The 16,070-nt window shown below is 56.0% G+C and carries 15 protein-coding genes; 3 read left to right on the top strand and 12 right to left on the bottom strand.

Annotated elements, in window-relative coordinates; genetic code table 11:
• The first annotated feature begins 57 nt into the window (after nucleotides 1-57).
• Nucleotides 58-978, top strand: coding sequence for a DMT family transporter (locus tag SK62_RS12990; RefSeq protein WP_017384777.1), 921 nt, complete (start codon nucleotides 58-60; stop codon nucleotides 976-978).
• A gap of 110 nt (nucleotides 979-1,088) precedes the next feature.
• Here the strand turns inward: SK62_RS12990 and rutG are convergent, their stop codons facing one another.
• The 8 genes from rutG to SK62_RS12950 all read right to left on the bottom strand — a co-directional run bounded on the left by rutG (nucleotide 1,089) and on the right by SK62_RS12950 (nucleotide 7,346).
• Nucleotides 1,089-2,411: a pyrimidine utilization transport protein G gene (rutG, locus tag SK62_RS12985; protein ID WP_017384776.1), complete on the bottom strand. Its 1,323-nt coding sequence runs from the start codon at nucleotides 2,409-2,411 to the stop codon at nucleotides 1,089-1,091.
• Nucleotides 2,412-2,432: 21 nt separating this feature from the next.
• Entirely contained in the window at nucleotides 2,433-2,924 is a 492-nt protein-coding gene (gene rutF / locus SK62_RS12980; protein WP_015570873.1) for an NADH-dependent FMN reductase RutF, read from the bottom strand.
• 12 nt (nucleotides 2,925-2,936) lie between these two features.
• Nucleotides 2,937-3,527, bottom strand: coding sequence for a malonic semialdehyde reductase (locus SK62_RS12975; protein WP_017693662.1), 591 nt, complete (start codon nucleotides 3,525-3,527; stop codon nucleotides 2,937-2,939).
• 9 nt (nucleotides 3,528-3,536) lie between these two features.
• Nucleotides 3,537-4,337, bottom strand: a complete 801-nt coding sequence (gene rutD / locus SK62_RS12970; RefSeq protein ID WP_039271149.1) for a pyrimidine utilization protein D — start codon at nucleotides 4,335-4,337, stop codon at nucleotides 3,537-3,539.
• Nucleotides 4,338-4,344: 7 nt separating this feature from the next.
• The gene (rutC, locus tag SK62_RS12965) at nucleotides 4,345-4,731 is read right to left on the bottom strand and encodes a pyrimidine utilization protein C (RefSeq protein WP_015570870.1); all 387 of its coding nucleotides are present in this window, start codon (nucleotides 4,729-4,731) and stop codon (nucleotides 4,345-4,347) included.
• Nucleotides 4,732-4,742: 11 nt separating this feature from the next.
• Complete coding sequence (gene rutB, locus SK62_RS12960; RefSeq protein WP_039271147.1) at nucleotides 4,743-5,432, bottom strand: pyrimidine utilization protein B; 690 nt, start codon at nucleotides 5,430-5,432, stop codon at nucleotides 4,743-4,745.
• Entirely contained in the window at nucleotides 5,432-6,523 is a 1,092-nt protein-coding gene (gene rutA / locus SK62_RS12955) for a pyrimidine utilization protein A (protein ID WP_003858092.1), read from the bottom strand. Before rutA ends, rutB begins: the two co-directional genes overlap by 1 nt.
• A gap of 346 nt (nucleotides 6,524-6,869) precedes the next feature.
• Nucleotides 6,870-7,346 (bottom strand): hypothetical protein, encoded by a 477-nt coding sequence (locus SK62_RS12950; protein WP_047719345.1) that lies wholly within the window; start codon nucleotides 7,344-7,346, stop codon nucleotides 6,870-6,872.
• 620 nt (nucleotides 7,347-7,966) lie between these two features.
• On the opposite strand from SK62_RS12950, the gene SK62_RS22925 reads away from it, so the two are divergent.
• A complete protein-coding gene (locus SK62_RS22925; RefSeq protein WP_127850780.1) occupies nucleotides 7,967-8,707 on the top strand; it encodes a hypothetical protein in 741 nt (246 codons plus the stop codon).
• A 933-nt stretch (nucleotides 8,708-9,640) separates the two neighbouring features.
• On the opposite strand, the gene SK62_RS23255 is transcribed toward SK62_RS22925, so the two are convergent.
• Complete coding sequence (locus SK62_RS23255; protein ID WP_369799530.1) at nucleotides 9,641-9,814, bottom strand: VOC family protein; 174 nt, start codon at nucleotides 9,812-9,814, stop codon at nucleotides 9,641-9,643.
• A gap of 429 nt (nucleotides 9,815-10,243) precedes the next feature.
• Nucleotides 10,244-10,429: a GNAT family N-acetyltransferase gene (locus tag SK62_RS23195; protein ID WP_015570866.1), complete on the bottom strand. Its 186-nt coding sequence runs from the start codon at nucleotides 10,427-10,429 to the stop codon at nucleotides 10,244-10,246.
• A gap of 502 nt (nucleotides 10,430-10,931) precedes the next feature.
• On the opposite strand from SK62_RS23195, the gene rutR reads away from it, so the two are divergent.
• Nucleotides 10,932-11,570: an HTH-type transcriptional regulator RutR gene (rutR, locus tag SK62_RS12935; protein ID WP_003858090.1), complete on the top strand. Its 639-nt coding sequence runs from the start codon at nucleotides 10,932-10,934 to the stop codon at nucleotides 11,568-11,570.
• Here the strand turns inward: rutR and SK62_RS12930 are convergent.
• Together SK62_RS12930 and putA are read right to left on the bottom strand one after the other, a co-directional pair.
• On the bottom strand, nucleotides 11,567-11,962 hold the full coding sequence (locus tag SK62_RS12930; RefSeq protein WP_017384770.1) for a lysozyme inhibitor LprI family protein: 396 nt from the start codon (nucleotides 11,960-11,962) through the stop codon (nucleotides 11,567-11,569). The genes rutR and SK62_RS12930 overlap by 4 nt on opposite strands.
• A 100-nt stretch (nucleotides 11,963-12,062) precedes the next feature.
• Nucleotides 12,063-16,025, bottom strand: a complete 3,963-nt coding sequence (putA, locus tag SK62_RS12925) for a trifunctional transcriptional regulator/proline dehydrogenase/L-glutamate gamma-semialdehyde dehydrogenase (RefSeq protein WP_032647945.1) — start codon at nucleotides 16,023-16,025, stop codon at nucleotides 12,063-12,065.
• Nucleotides 16,026-16,070: the final 45 nt, after the last annotated feature.

Genomic DNA, 16,070 nt, shown 5'->3' with positions numbered 1-16,070 from the left:
TGAACTGTCATCAAAGGCAACGCACACTACAGGATTGATTCTTCGTGCTGGTGTCCCATGTCCGTTTCCCGTTTTACCTTCTCCATTAAGCCTCAGGAAGCGATCCTGATTTTGATCACCATGTTCTGGGGCGGAACCTTTCTTGCCGTTCAGTACGCGGTCACGATGAGCGATCCGTTTTTCTTTGTAGGGCTGCGCTTTGCAACCGCGGCGATTGCCGTGGCGCTTATTTCGCTGAAAACCCTGCGCGGGTTGACCCTGAGAGAGCTTAAGGCGGGTGTCGCCATTGGTGTGGCGATTGCCATGGGCTACAGCCTGCAAACGTGGGGGCTCCAGTCTATCTCCAGCAGTAAATCCGCCTTCATCACCGCCATGTACGTACCGCTGGTGCCGCTGTTGCAGTGGTTGTGCCTCGGCAGAATGCCGGGCTTGATGTCGTGCATTGGCATCGTGCTGGCGTTCATCGGCCTTATTTTATTAGCCGGGCCGGAAAATAATCTGCTGGCGCTGGGGCCGGGGGAGATCATCACTCTGGTGGGGGCCGTCGCCATTGCGGCAGAAATTATCCTGATTAGCGCCTGGGCAGGAAAAGTGGACGTCAAGCGGGTGACGGTGGTGCAGCTTACCACCGCGTCGCTGGTGGCGTTCGCGACGATGGTGCCGGCAGGGGAGTCCGTCCCGCCGATGTCTACCGGGCTTATCGTCGTGGCGCTGGGGCTGGGCATTTTCAGCGCCATTATCCAGGTCACCATGAACTGGGCGCAGCGCAGCGTATCCCCAACTCGGGCGACGGTCATTTATACCGGTGAACCGGTATGGGCGGGTATTTTCGGGCGACTCGCCGGGGAACGTCTGCCCCTGCTGGCGCTGGTGGGCGCGGCGTTTATTATCGCCGGGGTGCTGGTGAGCGAGTTGAAGTTAAAAAAACGACGTAAGGCGACTGCCGGATTGAGCGCTGAACAAGGGGCAGATAGCTAATAACGCGCAGCCTGCCCGTTTAGCCCGGCGGCGCTTCGCTTGCGCGGGCCTACTTGCCAATTGTAGGCCGGGTAAGCGTAGCGTCACCCGGCAAGAAAGCGGCACGTATTTCAGGTGGAGGGGGTGATGGCTTTTCCTTGCGGTACATCCCTTTTCCGGCGGCTCAGCAGGGCATTGAGCAGGATCGCGCCGAAGGTCGCCGTGCCAATCCCGCCCACCGTAAATCCGCCCAGCGTCAGGGCGAAATCACCCGCCCCCAACACCAGCGTTACCGCCACCATGATCAGGTTACCGTTCTGGCTCAGATCAACATGATTCTGCACCCAGATACGTGCCCCTGCCACGGCAATCAGACCAAATACCACAATCGAGGCGCCGCCAATCACGGGGGCCGGGATGGTGTGGATCAATGCGCCGAATTTCGGGGAAAAGCCGAGCAGCATCGCCATCACCGCCGCCGCCACGAAGACCAGCGTCGAGTAGACTTTGGTCACAGCCATCACGCCGATGTTTTCCGCGTAGGTCGTCACGCCGCTGCCGCCGACCGAGCCGGAGAGCATGGTCGCCAGACCGTCTCCCACAAACGCCCGCCCCATATACGGATCCATATTGCGCCCGGTCATTCCCGCTACGGCTTTCAGGTGGCCCAGGTTTTCAGCCACCAGAATCACCGCGACAGGCGCGATGAGCATCATCGCCTGAGCGTTAAAGGTGGGGGAGGTCATCTGCGGCAGGCCGAACCAGGCGGCCTGGTGAATCAGTGTGAAATCAACCGGTTTGCCGAGACCGAACACGTTCGCCAGCAGCGCGTAGACCAGACAGGCCGCAATCAGCCCGACCAGGATCAGCAGACGCTGGATCATGCCGCGCGTAAAGACCGCCACCACGCCGATGCACAGCACCGTTATCACCGCCATCCAGCTTTCAAATGGTGAGCCGGATACGCTCTTCACCGCAATCGGCGCGAGGTTCAGGCCTATCGCCATCACCACCGCCCCGGTGACGACGGGGGGCATCATCCGCTCGATCCAGCGCGTGCCGACTTTCATCACCACCAGACCGGTCAGGGTGTAGACCAGCCCACAGGCGATAATGCCGCCGAGGGCCACGCTCAGGTTGGGGTTAATACCTTGACCGTTAAACCCGGTCGCTGCAATGACCACCCCCACGAAGGCGGCGCTGGAGCCCAGATAGCTGGGCACACGCCCGCCGGTGACAAAAAAGAACAGCAGGGTACCCATACCCGACATCAAAATGGCGAGGTTAGGATCCAGCCCCATCAGCATGGGCATCAGCACCGTCGCACCAAACATCGCGACCGCATGCTGCACGCCCATCACCATGGTCTGCCCGAGCGGAAGCCTTTCATCCGGCGCGACCACGCCTGCTTCTGTGGAGGTCGATTTCAACTGCCAGTGGGGAAGTCCGAACATGATCTGTCTCCTGAAGGCGGATTAACAGGCGGGTCGCATAAGTGCGTGATAGCCGCGGTCAAACCACACCAGCCCTTGCGGCGCCGGGTGGCGTACGATGGATACAATGTCGCAAAACAGAATGTCGTGAGTGCCAACGCTCACCACCTGGCTGATGCGGCAGTCGAACGAGGCCAGCGCATTTTCCAGACGCGGGCAGCCCGTGTCGCCTGTCTGCCAGCGGGCAGCGGCAAAGCGGTCCGCCATCGGCGTTTTCCCGCCAAACAGGTTGGATAAAGGCTCCTGTCCGGCACTCAGCGTGTTAACGCACAGGGTGCGGTTCTCGCTGAAAATCGGCCAGACCGACGCGCCGCGGTTCAGGCACACCAGCAGGGTAGGCGGGGAATCCGTGACGCTGCATACCGCGCTGGCGGTGAAGCCCGCCAGGCCTGCCGGGCCGTCGGTGGTAATGATATTGACCGCTGCGCCGACGCAGGCCATAGCGTCGCGAAAGGTTTGTTTATCCGGTGTCATCACGTTCGCTCCTTACGCCAGCCCGCAGGCATCGTCAAAGGCCAGACGCGGCAGGCGTCCGTAAAGTTTGGTCGTATCGCCATAGCCGATGTTAATCAGCAGATTGCTTTTGAGTAGCGTGCCCGTGAAAAAGGCCGCGTCCACTTTTTCCCGGTCAAAACCCGACATCGGCCCGGTGTCCAGCCCGAGCGCGCGGCAGGCGAAAATCAGGTACGCGGCCTGCATTGAGCTGTTGCGAAAGGCGGTCTCTTCCGCCAGCGCGGGGCTGGAGGTAAACCAGCTTCTGGCATCGCCGTGTGGGAACAGTTCAGGCAGGCGCTCATAAAACTCGCTGTCCCAGGCGACAATCGCCGTGACCGGGGCAGTGAGCGTTTTCTCAAGGTTGCCGCTGGAGAGCGCCGGGCGCAGCTTCTCTTTTCCTTCCGGGCTTCGCACAAACACAATGCGCGCCGGGGAGCAGTTGGCGGACGTCGGCCCCCATTTCATCAGGTCATAAATCTCGCGCAGCGTCTCGTCACTGACCGGTATATCCAGCCAGCCGTTATGGGTACGTGCGCCGGTAAACAGCGTTTCCAGCGCGGCGGGCGTGATGGCTTCGCTCATTCAAGCTCCTTACAAAGCGGGTTCTGGGCTGTGCAGCAGGCTGGCAAGCCCGTTCAGCAGCAGAGTGTTAAAGGTGTCCGGCGCGGTCACGTTGCAGGCATGCCCGCCCTGGCGCATGACCGTTTTGCGGGCGTGCGGGAGGGCGGCGTGCAGTTCAGCGGAGCAGACGGACGGCACCAGCAGATCGTCGGTGGAACAGATAATCTGCACGGGGCAGCGAACGCGTGCAGCGTGGCGGCTAAAATCGGCCTGCTTCAGGGCATGCAGCCTGCGCAGCAGATTGGCTTTGCCCTGAAAATGGGCCAGCGCCAGCGCCTCCTCGGCCTCAAGCCGCGGGGCGCGGGCGGCCATCCAGTCTGCCGGGTAGAGGAACAGCGGCTGTGCTTCTACCCACGCCTGCGCGCCGCCCGCATGCAGCAGGCGTTCGCGAACGTCAAAACAGCGGCGGGTATGGGCATTGAGGGTCAGCCAGCCGTTGACGCAGACCAGCGCGGTGAGGGCGTCGGGCTTATCGATAGCCAGCCGCAGGCCGACCAGCGCCCCCAGCGCGTGACCGACCACGCAGTAACGGGCGATCCCGGCCTCGGCTAACGCCAGCGCGAGCTCGTCGGCTATGTGTGCGAGGGTGTAGTCTTCCGGCAGGGTATCCGGGTTATTCCCCGTGCCCCGCTGGTCGTAGCACACCACCTGATACTCCTGCCCCAGCACGGCGAGCTGGGGCAGCCAGTAGCTGCCGCTGCCGCCGAGCCCGGCAATCAGTACCACCACGGGCGCGCCCGCAAAGGGGGGCGGTGAAATGGACAGTTTCATGGCCGCCTCACTTCGCGATGTGCGCAACGGTGGCAATTTCAACCAGCGCTTCGGGCTTTACCAGCCCGCACTGGATGCAAAACCGCGCCGGTTTATCGCCGGGGAAAAACTCCGCGTAAATCTCGTTAATCGCGGCGTAGTTTTTCCAGTCGGTGATAAAGATGCTGTTGAAGGTCACGTCCTCCATCGTCCCACCCGCCGTTTCGATCACGGTTTTGATTGTCTCCAGCACGTGGCGGGTTTGCGCCTTTGGGTCATCGATAAACACCACGTTGTTGTCTTTATCAAACGGCAGCGTGCCCGAGACATACACCACGCCGTCGGCGAGGGTGCCGGGGACAAACGGGGCAATCGGGGTGCTGGTGCCCGGCGGAATAATCACGGATTTCGGCATAGCGGTTCTCCTCAGGCGATGTGGGCGAGCGGGGGATCCAGCGCGTCGCAGAAATCATTGACGTTACTGACCCAGCCAAAAAAGGTTTCGATATTGAACAGGGCGGCTTTCTGGGCAAAATCCGGCCCGGCCTGATGGGTGGCATCCTCCAGCACCACCCCAAAATACTCGAGGAAAAAGCCGTCGCGCAGGGTCGACTCCACGCACACGTTGGTGGCAATGCCCGTAAAGACCAGATGGCGAATGCCCCGGCTGCGCAGCAGGCTGTCGAGCGGGGTATTGAAAAAGCCGCTGTAGCGCGGTTTCGGCAGCACGATATCGCCGGGTTCCGGTACCAGCTCATCCACCAGCTGATAATCCCAGCCGCCTTTCGCCAGCAGCGTGCCCTGGAGTTCGGGCCGTTGGCGCATGGTTTTCAGGGCGTTGGATTTGTGAAAGTTGGGTGAGCCGGGACCGCCAGCCTCGACGTACTGGTCGTCCCAGCCGTTCTGGAACCAGACGATCAGCATGCCCGCAGCACGCGCGGCGCTCACGGCGGTTTTGATGTTCTCAATCACCGGCTGCGTGGTGGAGACGTCAAACCCGGCCAGATCCAGATACCCGCCTTTACTGGCATAGGCGTTTTGCATATCCACCACGATCAGCGCGCTGCGCTGCGCGTCTAAGGTAATGGCTTCCGGGCGAGCGTTGAGGGTCGTCATTACGCCACCTCCTTCGTCACGGCAGGGATGTGGGCGCGGCACTGCATCAGCGGCTGAATGCGCTCGCCGAAAGTTTCCACGCCGGTGAGAAAATCATCGAAGGTCAGCAGCACGCCTTCGGCGCCGGGCACGGCAGCCACTTCGTCGAGCATTCTGGCCACGCTGGCATACGAGCCAACCAGAGTGCCCATGTTGATATTGACGGCAGACGTCGGGTCGGCCATCTGGCGAACGTTGGTGTCCGCGCCGGAGCGGGTATCCTTCTGGCTCTGCTCGGTAAGCCAGCTCAGCGCTTCGTCATCCGCGCCGTCCTTGTATCGTTCCCATTTGGCGCGCGCGGCGTCGTCGGTTTCGTCGGCAATCACCATAAACAGCACGTAGGAGCCCACGTCGCGCCCGGTTTTGTCGGCGGCCGCTTTCATGCGTGCCGCGGTGGGCGCGAAGGCGGCCGGGGTGTTAACGCCTTTGCCGAAGCAGAAGTTGAAGTCGGCGTATTTCGCCGAGAATTCCATTCCCGCGTCGCTCTGTCCGGCGCATATCACCTTCATCGGCACCGACGGCTGCGGGCTGACGCGGCAGTCGTTCATGGTGAAGAAGTCGCCTTTGAAATCGCTTTTGCCGGTGCCCCATAGATCGCGCAGCACCTGCACATATTCAGTCAGGTAGTCGTAGCGACGGGAGAAGTAATCGTCCCCCGGCCAGATCCCCATCTGCTCGTACTCCGGCTTTTGCCAGCCGGTGACCAGGTTAACGCCAAAGCGCCCGCCGGAGATGGAGTCGATGGTGGAGGCCATCCGCGCCACGATTGCCGGGGGAAGGGTAAGGGTGGCGGCGGTGGCGTAAATCTGGATGCGCGAGGTTACCGCCGCCAGGCCCGCCATCAGGGTGAAAGACTCCAGGTTGTGGTCCCAGAATTCGGTCTTACCGCCGAAACCGCGCAGCTTGATCATCGAGAGCGCAAAGTCGAAGTGGTAGTGCTCCGCTTTCTGCACGATGGCTTTATTCAGCTCAAAGGTCGGCATGTATTGCGGGGCAGTGGTCGAGATAAGCCAGCCGTTGTTGCCGATCGGTACAAATACGCCAATTTTCATCACGAACCTCTCTTCATCTCTGTGTGGGTGAAAGTCAGACGTGGCGCTGCATCCTGCATATCCTGTTCAGCCTCGTGAAAAGGGTTTTGCAAAGGGGATGCCAGTTTTTAAAAGGGCTTTATTGTTAATGTGTTAACGCAAGGTTGGTGAATAGAGTGCAAATAAAGTGGACTAAATGGTCAAAATAGATGCACGCAAACAGGCAACGGTGCGCGATGGCGGTGCAGGGGCGGTAAGGGATTGGGGAGCGGGTCGTCCGCATTGAGCAAAAAGCAAAAGTTAGTAATCGCTCTCGTTGCTGATGAGGGCCGCACCCGTGGCAGGATAAAAGGTGTTGTTATTCAATCTATCCAGGGTACAGATTCTCCAATATAAGTGTGTGTGTGCAGCAGCGGCAAGTCACCTTAACATCCTTTATCGTGATTGAAGTATTTACTTCTTGCAGAATTCCATTCTCATCAACAAACAGACCCGGATAAAAACTGCTTTCGCCAATGCAGAATAAATCCCTTCGCTGATGCTCATGTAGCGCGACCAACCAGAATACAGGCTCGGTGGTATCAAGACGTCCACTTACTTCGCTGAATATTTCATTCCACGATTTGCCAATCTTTTTGATCAGAAAATAAAACAATGATGTGTAGTCTCGGCCATGCTTCTGTCCGCCATGTATTGACTCGCGCTTGGCCAGTAGTTCATCCCCGACTCTTTTACGATTACGTTCCCAGCAATATTCAGCACCTGGATTATTAGAATGGTGCCGCGTAGTCGTGTTGACGCTGCAATACAGTTTACGAGGCTTATTCTGTTTATGAGTACGCATAATCCGATCCCGTGCATCCTTTATTCTATGAGTTAGTAACTCCTGCCGGAGCTAGATTTAATAGTTGGAGACTGCATAAAAAATTGCCGTGTTTAAAGGTAACCTCATTTTGCTGAAATACCCTCCCATTGACAACAACTAAAAGCCCGCTGTTGGCTGTGAATTCAACGGTTCGGAGCAATCACCAGCTTGGACGTTCAGGTTGTTCTGTCCAATTTCAGGTAATGGGAAATTCACCATGTAAATATATTTCACAAATCCATGTATCATGTGTATGAATTGTTTTCATGACCTGTTTCTTCTATAATTTGTGCCAGGACATAAACATCAAACATAATTTAGGTCGCAAAGATATGTATAAATGCCTCAGGTTGCCTTTTGACAAAGTAAAAATCGACAGAATGTGTGATGAGAAAGGTAACAATGCCTCATACGTAAGAATCACCTACAATGAGTTCTACTATTATTTAAGTTACTACGATCTGAGACCAGTCACACCAAATTTTAATTCCATTGAATGCATTTCCAAAAACAGCGATCTTTATATCATTGTATATAAAATATCACCTAATAGCTATAGGATATGCTGGCTAGGAGATTGCGATTGCATCGAGTTCAGAATGATGGACACTGAAAGAAATCGTGGTAAATCTGCATCTTTAGCTGTATTGCTTGGTCTGATTTTATGTACACTTTCTATAGGTGCGTATTACTCATCTAGCACTGATATATTTGTATGTTATGTCCCATTTTTATTACTAAGTTTGTTTGGTTTTATCCTGACACTCCTTAATTTTTGTCATACATACTCAGATGAATTCATTCAATTTCGAGATTTGATGCGAAAAAACCTTATGCAAGAAAAAGATTTATTTTCCTCTGTGACAAACTTATCAAAAAGTTGCCAGCATAAACAAGATTACGAGCTAAACCTAAGATTACCTAAGGAACTCAACCGAAGAATAGTTACAATAGACTCTGTATACCGGGAGAGAAGAAAAGTAACTGTATACGAGCCCAATACTGGTTCAGATTTGTCTTATAGTACAAGTTATACAAAATGCATGGTGAATATGGTTTGTGATGGAGAAAAATTTACATTTGAGTATAAGGAGGCTTCTGGTGATCCAGCTCCATTTATTGCAAAGGGCGATAAAGCCAAACTATATTGGTATGGACCGGAACACGAAGTAATTCCTAGTGATCGCGAAGATATTACCTATGGAACACGACTTATCTGTTTACATAATATAACAACGGATAACTTTTATGAAAGTCGCATGTGTAATGAACCGGGTAATGTTTTCAAACTATCGCAGAAGGGAGGACGGGATATTTATAACCACTACTCGCAATGTTGATTAAAAAATCATCTATCATGCGATCCCACTAGATGCACTCCCAATAAGAGCTGGATGCAGCCATCGAGCCGCACCAGCCGTCTTTTCTTCACTCTTTTAATTCTCCGCAATCACTTGGACATACAGCATTTTATATCCACTGGGACTGATAACATATCAGTTCAAAAATATCCTATATAAAACAACTGCAACTAAACAAATAAATGCTGCTAGTGAGATTTTCCCAAGACCGGACTCGTATTTTAAAACCATAAAAACCAAAAGAAGAAAAGCCAGAGCAGGCAGTCTCCATACCACAAAAAACACCGTTAATTTTGGCATCATTGATTATACATCACTGATCCTTTCATTGTAATATCTGCTTCCTCGGGATGCTCAGACTGTTCTGTCTATATCCGTCAGAGCATGGGAGGCATTTAACGACGAAACTCCCGCAGCGTTAGCGAGGACAAAAAATGAGCTACGACTTCAGCCATAATAATCCCCCATACTGCAAAACTGGGTTTTCTACCGTGGTGCTTCGTGGGCCAATTTTCTGGGATTCAGACCCGGAACGCGCCATTTCAGCAATATTTCAGACCAGTTTTGTTGTAATCTAAAGCAGTCAGCTCTCGATCTTCCAGGATAAGTATCGCCTGTGTCCTTTTCCGTGTCACCCTGACAAACAGGAAGTTCCGTCCATTTATGTAAAATAACAGCCGATACACCTTCAGAAATCACGGTAGTTGACCGGCTGCTATGAGCAGAGGAACGGAAATACAGGAAATGATGTAAGCGCTTTTCATGATACAGAGAAAGTAATTATGCCAAACGCATTAATTGACCAACGCTTTTACTGAACTGATACCACCCGTCAGATGATCCTGCCTGAATATTTGCGCAGGATCGTCTATCAGCATTGGGGAAGTATATTAGCGACTATCGCGTCTCGTGTTAAACCGCCTCTATATTGTACCCATCAGGATCAAGGATGAACGCGGCGTAATATCCAGGGTGATAATGGGGCCTGTAACCCGGCGCACCATTATCTTTTCCACCTGCCTGGAGGGCGACACGGTGGAATGCCTCAACATCCTCTTTGTTTTTTTCATTGAAGGCAAGATGCATTCGGGGTGTGGAGGGAGTTCCCTGTGTTAACCAGAACGCACCGCCAGGATCTTGCCCTTCATCGAGTTGGGCGGGACCAAAACCTACCGCCTTGCCCGGAAATTCAAGCCGGATAACATGACCAAGACTGGCAAGAACATTTGTGTAACATTACTTACTGTCTTCAAGATTTATGACGTTGAATCCGGTGTGGTCAATCATTTTTTACTCTCGTCAGCAAAGAAGAATAACAGTAAAACATTAAACCATCGGGTGAGGTTGGATTTGGTATAAGAATTGGTGATTGCGTCTGTTCTTTACCTGTGTGAAACGATCTCTCCCAGAGCTGGTATGTTTGTTCTCTATTGATTCTCGCGCTGATATTTGTAAGGTCCACTCCTGACACGATGCAGCCAGCACCGAAGGTCCGCTGTGAGCGAAAATCGGACGTTATATACACATCCCCATTATCTTGAGTATGCTCCGCTGTGACTCTGTTTCGAAAACGATGTCGCTGATGTATTGCATCCCCTGCTTTTTATAGAATCTATGAGCATGTTCGTTTTGCTCGAGAACCTCCAACCATAAAAATTTTTTTCCATCACTTCGGGCAAGATCTATGACTTTTTTAAACATTAATTGACCGTAATGCTGATTCGTTTTAGTTGGGGCAAGGTAGAGTTTGTCAAGAAGAACACCACTAATGTCTGTATTAGGGATAGTCGCTTGCCATGTCAGCTTCGCAAAACTAATCGGCTGAACTATTTCCGCTATATACCAGCTTATGTTTTGTCATTAATATTCTGCTCAATAACAGGAAGAGAATATTCACATTCCAAATAATTATACAATCCTGATTCTGACTGCCACATATGCTTAAAGTGCGCTGGATAGATGCGATAGCCAAGCTCTTTTAGTAATACTGAATCGGCTAATGTTGCTTGTCGTATGACTAAAGGCATGGGAAAAGCCCTTACTTAACGAGAAAAAAGTGATATCAAATTTGTAATATAAGTGGGCTGTTAAGTCTACCTGTCCGTACATTTTCCTTTTTGATTTGGTGCAGCCCCGCTCCCCAAAATGTCGAGAGAAAGCAGGGCTTTTGCTATGCTATGGCAAACCAATAAGGAGAGCGAAAATGACACAAGGCGCAGTGAAAACACCCGGTAAACGTTCGCAGGCGGTGAGCGCCAAGAAACAGGCGATCCTCAGCGCTGCGCTGGAGACATTTTCGCAGTTTGGTATTCACGGCACGCGCCTTGAGCAGGTGGCCGAGCAGGCCGGGGTGTCCAAAACCAATCTGCTCTACTACTACCCGTCAAAAGAGGCGCTCTATATCGCGGTGATGCAGCAGATCCTCGATATCTGGCTGGCACCTCTCAAGGCATTTCGCGAAGAGCTGGCCCCGCTGGTGGCGATAGAGGAGTACATACGCCTGAAGCTGGAGGTATCGCGTGATTACCCGCAGGCATCAAGGCTGTTCTGCCTGGAGATGTTGCAGGGCGCGCCGCTGTTGCAGGCGGAGCTGACCGGCGATTTAAAGCAGCTGGTGGACGATAAATCGGCCATTATTGCCGGATGGGTCGCCAGCGGAAAACTGGCGCCCGTCGATCCGCATCATCTGATCTTCATGATTTGGGCCTCAACCCAGCACTACGCTGACTTCGCGGCCCAGGTCGAGGCGGTGACCGGTAAAACGCTCCAGGACGAGGCGTTTTTCCAGAGCACCCTGGAAAACGTACAGCGGATGATTATCGAAGGGATCCGCGTGCGCTAGTTTCCCGGCGGAAGAGGACAGCTTAAGTCGCCCTCTTCACACTGCATCAGCGTGGCCAGAAACGCTTCGCGCTCCGCGGTTTTCTCCGCCAGACACTGGTTAACAATCATTGGCTGAACGCTCCCGCCTTCCGTACCCGAACCGATAAACGCACAGTCCGCGTCGCGCAGGCTAATCCACGCCTGCTGCGCCTTTTTCAAGAGATCGCGCTGAGGCGCTGCCGCACGTTTGATGGCGGCCTGATACGTCTCGTTGAGCTTTTTATCGGCGGCCTGGTACTGCTGCGCGCTACAGGTGTTCAGTTCAAGCTGGGTGGTCGCGTTATCGCACTCGTCGGCCAGCGCGCTGGCGCTCATGAGCAGGGCTGCACCTGCGAGAAATACTCTTTTCATCATCCCCTCCATGTAAAAAAGCCGGATACGCTGTGCTTATCCGGCCTGGGCTGTTTTGTCGCCCCGGTAAGCGTAGCGTCACCGGGGAGAGTTTACACGATTAACCGATTGTCATCAGGCTGGCGTTACCGCCCGCCGCCGCGGTGTTGACGCTGAGCGAGCGCTCAACGTACAGGCGCTCCAGCAGCAGGTTGGTCTCCCCGCGGGCGAAGCCCTGCACCGAGACAATCGCGCCGCTGCGGGCCGCCACCTGCTCGCACAGTTCGCGCAACTGGTCGGAATCACCGTGGTAGATCACCGCGTCAAACGGCTGGGTCAGCAGGGCATCGGCCTTCGCAAAGCGAATGCGGGCCGAGACCGCTTTTGGCAACTGTTTGGCGAGGTCTCGATGCAGGGCATCTTCCGGCCACAGCACCTCACAGCCCGTTGCCGTTGCGGCTGCCAGCTGCACCAGCGCATCCTCCTCGTTATCCGCCACGCACAGCACACGCTCGCGCGGCATCAGCGTCCAGGTGTTGCGCTCACCGGTTGGACCCGGCAGCAGACGCTGTGTTCCCGCCTGCGCCAGCTCGCCGTACTGCTGTGCAATCGCATGCAGCTCGGGACGATTTTCAGCCCACTTAATCAGCGCGTCCAGCGGCTGGGTCAGCACGGCTTTCACCTGCGCATCCACCGGATATTCCGCGTCCTGACGCGCCAGCGTCACGCCCAGCGCATTTTCCGGACGGTTTGCCAGCAGGCGGTACAGATAGAGCGGACCGCCCGCTTTCGGGCCGGTGCCGGAGAGACCTTCACCGCCGAACGGCTGCACGCCCACGACCGCGCCAACCATGTTGCGGTTGACGTACAGGTTGCCGACTTTAGCATTGCCGGTCACCTGGGCAATGGTTTCGTCGATACGGGTATGCACGCCAAGCGTCAGGCCGTAACCCGAGGCGTTGATCTGATCGATCAGCTCGTTGAGGTTGTTACGGTTGTAGCGCACCACGTGCAGTACCGGGCCGAAGACCTCTTTTTTCAGCTCGTCGAAGCTTGCCAGCTCAATCAGTGTTGGCGGCACGAAGGTGCCGGTCTGCCACTCGCGGGCATCTTCGCTGTTCTCGCGCACCGCCTGGAACACCGGACGGCCTTTGGCACGCATGGTCTGAATGTGATTTTCAATGTTGGCTTTGGCTTCCGCGTCGATCACCGGCCCGATGTCGGTGGTGAGACGGCCCGGGTTGCCCATGCGGCATTCCGCCATCGCACCGCGCAGCATCTTCAGCGTGTGGTCAGCCACGTCATCCTGTAAGCACAGTACGCGCAGAGCGGAACAGCGTTGGCCCGCGCTGTCGAAGGCAGAGGCCAGCACGTCAACGACGACCTGCTCGGTGAGCGCGGAGGAGTCCACGATCATGGCGTTCATGCCGCCGGTTTCAGCGATCAGCGGGGTAGGACGGCCCTGCGCATCCAGACGGGTGGCGATGTTGCGTTGTAGCAGGGAGGCCACTTCGGTAGAACCGGTAAACATCACGCCGCGTACGCGGTTATCGGAGGTCAGTTTGGCCCCGACCGTTTCACCGCGCCCTGGCAGCAGCTGCACCACGCCCGCCGGTACGCCCGCTTCCAGCAGAATGCTAATGCCCTGGGCGGCAATCAGCGGGGTCTGCTCTGCCGGTTTCGCCAGCACGCTGTTGCCTGCGGCCAGCGCCGCGGCAATCTGGCCGGTGAAGATCGCCAGCGGGAAGTTCCACGGGCTGATACACACCACCGGGCCGAGCGGACGGTGGGTTTCGTTGTCGAAATCATCGCGCACCTGACCGGCGTAGTAGTGCAGGAAGTCGACCGCCTCGCGCACTTCGGCGATGGCGTTGCTGAAGGTTTTACCCGCTTCACGCACCAGAATGCCGATAAGCTGCTGCATCTGATCTTCCATCAGCACCGCCGCGCGTTCCAGAATGGCGGCACGCTCCTGCGGCGGGGTGGCAAACCAGATTGGCGCGTTGTTCACCGCGCTCTCCAGGGCCTGCTCCACTTCCGCTTCCGTGGCTTCGCGCACGTAGCCGACGATATCCTTCGGCTCTGCCGGGTTGATCACCGGCTGCATTTCACCGTCCTCAACGGACTGCTCAAGGATCGGCCTGGCCTGCCACTTCTGCAATGCGCTGTTAAGCAGGGCGGAAGAGAGCGACGCCAGACGGTGTTCGTTGGCGAGATCCAGACCCGCCGAGTTGACGCGACCTGCACCATACAGCTCGCGCGGCAGGGCAATCTTCGGATGCGGCAGACCAATTTGGCCTTCCTGCGCCGCCATCTTCTCAACGGCCTGTACCGGATCGGCCACCAGTTCGTCCAGCGGCAGGGTGGTATCGGCGATGCGGTTAACGAAGGAGGTGTTCGCCCCGTTCTCCAGCAGACGACGCACCAGGTAGGCCAGCAGGGTTTCGTGGGTACCTACCGGGGCATAGATTCGGCACGGACGGTTCAGCTTGCCGTCGGCCACTTTACCGGTCACTTGCTCGTACAGCGGTTCACCCATGCCGTGCAGGCACTGGAACTCGTACTGGCCCGGATAGTAGTTCTGACCCGCGAGGCTGTAGATCGCCGCCAGGGTGTGGGCGTTGTGGGTGGCGAACTGCGGATAAATCAGGTTCGGCACGCCGAGCAGTTTTTTCGCGCAGGCGAGGTAAGAGACGTCGGTATAGACCTTGCGGGTATAGACCGGATAACCTTCCAGACCTTCCATCTGGGCGCGTTTGATTTCGCTGTCCCAGTAGGCGCCCTTCACCAGACGGATCATCAGGCGGCGACGGCTGCGGCTGGCCAGGTCAATCAGGTAGTCAATGACGAACGGACAGCGTTTCTGGTAGGCCTGGATAACGAAACCAATCCCGTTCCAGCCCGCCAGCTCCGGCTCGAAGCACAGTTTTTCCAGCAGGTCGAGGGAGATCTCCAGACGGTCCGCCTCTTCGGCGTCGATGTTGATGCCGATGTCATACTGGCGCGCCAGCAGGGTCAGGGACTTCAGGCGCGGGTAGAGTTCTTCCATCACCCGGTCGTACTGCGCACGGCTGTAGCGCGGGTGCAGGGCGGAAAGCTTGATAGAGATGCCCGGACCTTCATAAATACCGCGACCGTTGGACGCTTTACCGATGGCGTGGATCGCCTGCTGGTAAGAGACCATGTAGGCCTGCGCGTCGGCGGCGGTCAGAGCCGCTTCACCCAGCATGTCGTAGGAGTAGCGGAAGCCTTTGTCTTCCAGCTTGCGGGCGTTCGCCAGCGCTTCGGCAATGGTTTCCCCGGTGACGAACTGCTCGCCCATCAGGCGCATCGCCATGTCCACGCCCTTGCGGATCAGCGGCTCGCCGCTCTTGCCGATGATGCGGTTCAGAGAGCGCGACAGGTTGGCTTCGTTATGGGTGGAGACCAGCTTGCCGGTAAACAGCAAGCCCCAGGTGGCGGCGTTAACGAACAGGGACGGACTGCGGCCAATGTGGGAGTGCCAGTTGCCGTTACTGATTTTGTCGCGGATCAGGGCATCGCGGGTGGCTTTATCCGGAATACGCAGCAGCGCTTCCGCCAGACACATCAGCGCCACGCCTTCCTGCGAGGAGAGGGAGAACTCCTGCAACAGACCCTGCACCATACCGGCGCGTCCGCTGGCGGTTTTCTGGTTACGCAGCTTGTCGGCGAGCTGATACGCGAGGCTGTGCGCCTGAGCGGCAACGGCTTCCGGCAGGCGCGCCTGCTCCAGGAGCATCGGCACGGCGTCGGTTTCGGCACGGCGGTAGGCGCCGGTAATGGCGGCGCGGCTGACGGACTGCGGCAGGATCTGCTCGGCAAATTCCAGGAACGGCTGGTGGTTCTCTTCAACGGCCGTCGCGGCCTCTTCGCTTTCGTTCGCTGCACCCGCCAGCAGGGCAGGCAGCTCCGGCAGACCTTCTTCACTCTCCAGTCTTTCCAGATAGTTAAAAATCGCCTGCTTGATTAACCAGTGCGGTGTGCGGTCGATGCGGGTCGCAGCGGTTTTAATCCGTTCGCGGGTAGCGTCATCCAGCTTAACCCCCATGGTGGTCATCCCCATGCCAAAACTCCTGTTGTTCTGTAATAGCGTTCTGTTGATAGCGTG

The sequence above is a fragment of the Enterobacter sp. BIDMC109 genome (assembly GCF_001037885.1).
Lineage (GTDB): Bacteria > Pseudomonadota > Gammaproteobacteria > Enterobacterales > Enterobacteriaceae > Enterobacter > Enterobacter hormaechei_C.
The sequence above is the reverse complement of the archived record's forward strand: the minus strand, read 5'-3'. Positions and strand labels throughout refer to the sequence as shown.

Coding starts and splice junctions, on each gene's coding strand:
- rutR (WP_003858090.1), top strand. CDS start 10,932: ATGACACAAGGCGCAGTGAAAACACCCGGTAAACGTTCGCAGGCGGTG.
- rutF (WP_015570873.1), bottom strand. CDS start 2,924: ATGACACCGGATAAACAAACCTTTCGCGACGCTATGGCCTGCGTCGGC.
- rutD (WP_039271149.1), bottom strand. CDS start 4,337: ATGAAACTGTCCATTTCACCGCCCCCCTTTGCGGGCGCGCCCGTGGTG.
- SK62_RS12990 (WP_017384777.1), top strand. CDS start 58: ATGTCCGTTTCCCGTTTTACCTTCTCCATTAAGCCTCAGGAAGCGATC.
- SK62_RS22925 (WP_127850780.1), top strand. CDS start 7,967: ATGATGGACACTGAAAGAAATCGTGGTAAATCTGCATCTTTAGCTGTA.
- rutC (WP_015570870.1), bottom strand. CDS start 4,731: ATGCCGAAATCCGTGATTATTCCGCCGGGCACCAGCACCCCGATTGCC.
- SK62_RS12930 (WP_017384770.1), bottom strand. CDS start 11,962: ATGAAAAGAGTATTTCTCGCAGGTGCAGCCCTGCTCATGAGCGCCAGC.
- SK62_RS12950 (WP_047719345.1), bottom strand. CDS start 7,346: ATGCGTACTCATAAACAGAATAAGCCTCGTAAACTGTATTGCAGCGTC.
- SK62_RS12975 (WP_017693662.1), bottom strand. CDS start 3,527: ATGAGCGAAGCCATCACGCCCGCCGCGCTGGAAACGCTGTTTACCGGC.
- rutB (WP_039271147.1), bottom strand. CDS start 5,432: ATGACGACCCTCAACGCTCGCCCGGAAGCCATTACCTTAGACGCGCAG.
- rutG (WP_017384776.1), bottom strand. CDS start 2,411: ATGTTCGGACTTCCCCACTGGCAGTTGAAATCGACCTCCACAGAAGCA.
- putA (WP_032647945.1), bottom strand. CDS start 16,025: ATGGGGATGACCACCATGGGGGTTAAGCTGGATGACGCTACCCGCGAA.
- SK62_RS23255 (WP_369799530.1), bottom strand. CDS start 9,814: ATGCATCTTGCCTTCAATGAAAAAAACAAAGAGGATGTTGAGGCATTC.
- SK62_RS23195 (WP_015570866.1), bottom strand. CDS start 10,429: ATGTTTAAAAAAGTCATAGATCTTGCCCGAAGTGATGGAAAAAAATTT.
- rutA (WP_003858092.1), bottom strand. CDS start 6,523: ATGAAAATTGGCGTATTTGTACCGATCGGCAACAACGGCTGGCTTATC.